Origin of the sequence: Sulfitobacter sp. 1A12157, from assembly GCF_043557345.1 — a bacterium.
Lineage (GTDB): Bacteria > Pseudomonadota > Alphaproteobacteria > Rhodobacterales > Rhodobacteraceae > Sulfitobacter.
The window spans coordinates 1-2,187 of the sequence record NZ_JBIFFV010000022.1 but is presented as its reverse complement, the minus strand read 5'-3'; the positions used below and the strand labels follow the sequence as shown (position 1 = coordinate 2,187).

At 52.4% G+C, this 2,187-nt stretch carries 1 protein-coding gene, 1 tRNA gene and 2 rRNA genes; all 4 read left to right on the top strand.

Translation table 11 applies throughout. The features are described from left to right. Positions 1-52: ribosomal RNA gene (locus tag ACGYLC_RS17615) — 16S ribosomal RNA — on the top strand; the annotation flags it as partial. Between the two features lie 148 nt (positions 53-200). Further along, a tRNA-Ala gene (locus ACGYLC_RS17610) sits at positions 201-276 on the top strand. A gap of 44 nt (positions 277-320) precedes the next feature. Next, positions 321-1,190 (top strand): glycosyltransferase family 2 protein, encoded by an 870-nt coding sequence (locus tag ACGYLC_RS17605; RefSeq protein ID WP_394424232.1) that lies wholly within the window; start codon positions 321-323, stop codon positions 1,188-1,190. Between the two features lie 377 nt (positions 1,191-1,567). Then, a 23S ribosomal RNA gene (locus tag ACGYLC_RS17600) occupies positions 1,568-2,187 on the top strand; the annotation flags it as partial.

Below are 2,187 nucleotides of genomic sequence, written 5' to 3'. Positions count from 1 at the left end.
GAAGTCGTAACAAGGTAGCCGTAGGGGAACCTGCGGCTGGATCACCTCCTTTCTAAGGATGTTCCTAGCCAGATTGGCTTGCCAATCTCATGGAACACTTAGCAGATCGGCAAACAAAGTCGGTCAATATATAGAACCGAGCCGTCCTCATATCTCTTCAGAAATAGGTCCTGCGCTGAACGCGTGGGTCTCAATAGTTTGGGGCCTTAGCTCAGCTGGGAGAGCGCCTGATTTGCATTCAGGAGGTCAGGAGTTCGATCCTCCTAGGCTCCACCACGAATTCTCTTGTTTTCCCTGATCCGCGAAGATTAGAAGGAACCATGAAGATTTGTGCGATCACAATGGTTTACCGCGATTATTGGGCGTTATCACAATGGTACGCGCATTACTCGAGGCACATTGGTGCAGAACATCTTTATATTGTGGCCCATGGTCGTAATCCGAAGATTTCTGAGCTTTGCCCACGGGCGAATGTGATCACCGTGCCGCGGGATGACTTAACCGGTTTCGATCGGCTGCGCGGTCATCTGCTGAACGGTCTTCAGGACGGACTGGGTGCGCTATACGACTGGGTTATTCGCACGGATGCGGATGAATTGGTTTGTTTCGACCCAGGGCGTTACGCAAGCTTCAGCGATCTGTTCGCCTCGCGCAAGAGAGCATCTGCCCTCTTTGCTTTGGGAATGAACCTCGCGGAAACGGAAGAGGATGCTGCGTTAACTGTGCAGGATAATGTCCTGCGCCATAGACGTAAGGCGCAGTTCTCCGGGCATTACAGTAAGGCTTGGGCGGTTCGGCGGGGAACGCATTTGGTGCGCCACGGCATTCAGACTGTCGCTGACCATTTGGATGATGCGCCATTCACCTTTCCCAAAGGTGTTTACTTGGTTCATCTCAAATACGCCAACAGCGCTGCACTAATCGATGCAAACAAGCATCGAACGCTAATTGGCAACGGTGATGGGAAAGGTCTTCCCGGTAAAGCTTGGGCGCAGGCAGAGCAGGACGCGGCGCGCTTCTACTCCGAGTATCAGGAGTTGGCAGAGATAGACTGGTCCTTGGCCGAAAGACGCGCCTATCGGCGGATCAAGCGTGATCCGGTTCGAGATGAAAAGCTTAACGTTCTGCGTGCGAGATCGGTAAAATTCCTGTTTCGGACGACGCTCCCAAAGTGGTTCGAAAATTGCTGATAGATTAGATCAGCAAGAGCGCTCCGGCGCTTTTGCTCGTCCAATCTGGACGGTAGCGTGGCATCCATCGGATGCACGTGATTGACATCGTAAAGAGAGATACTAACGACATATTGGTCGCAGCGCGTGAGCTGATGGCCTCGGTCGGTTCCCTTCGGGGAAGGCCCGCTGAAGATGCTTCCTCGTCTTCATCCGGGTATCCCGGCCGAAATCGATATGTCGTCCAAGTCAAGTACACTAACCCGGGCGCCGCGAGGCGCCCATGTCCAGACCAAGTCTGGGCGGGAAAGTATGCTTTTGATGCAGAATAAGAGGATCAGTTTCTTACCAGCTTCTGATCTTCGCGCGAGGCGCTCAGTCTTGCTTTTTCTGGATCAAATCAAGCGCGAAAAGGGCGTTTGGTGAATGCCTTGGCAGTAAGAGGCGATGAAAGACGTGATACTCTGCGATAAGCCATGGGGAGCTGAGAATAAGCTTTGATCCATGGATTTCTGAATGGGGCAACCCACCTGATTGTTTGTTATTATTGCTTCGCAATGTCCGCTCCGCGCCGACCTTTGGTCGGTACACCGATCCTTCGGATCGGCACTGGGGCAGGCAGCGGCGCAGTTAATAATGAGCAAGACCAGGTATTTTTAGGCTGAATATATAGGCTTAAAAAGGCAAACCCGGGGAACTGAAACATCTAAGTACCCGGAGGAAAGGAAATCAATATGATACTCCCCCAGTAGCGGCGAGCGAACGGGGACCAGCCGAGCCATGAGTGTGATTAGAATGCGTTGGAATGCGCAACCAAAGTGGGTGACAGTCCCGTATAAGAAGCATCATTGGACGTATTAAGTAGGGCGGGACACGTGAAATCCTGTCTGAAGATCGGAGGACCACCTTCGAAGGCTAAGTACTCCTTACTGACCGATAGTGAACCAGTACCGTGAGGGAAAGGTGAAAAGCACCCCGACGAGGGGAGTGAAACAGTACCTGAAACCGAACGCCTACA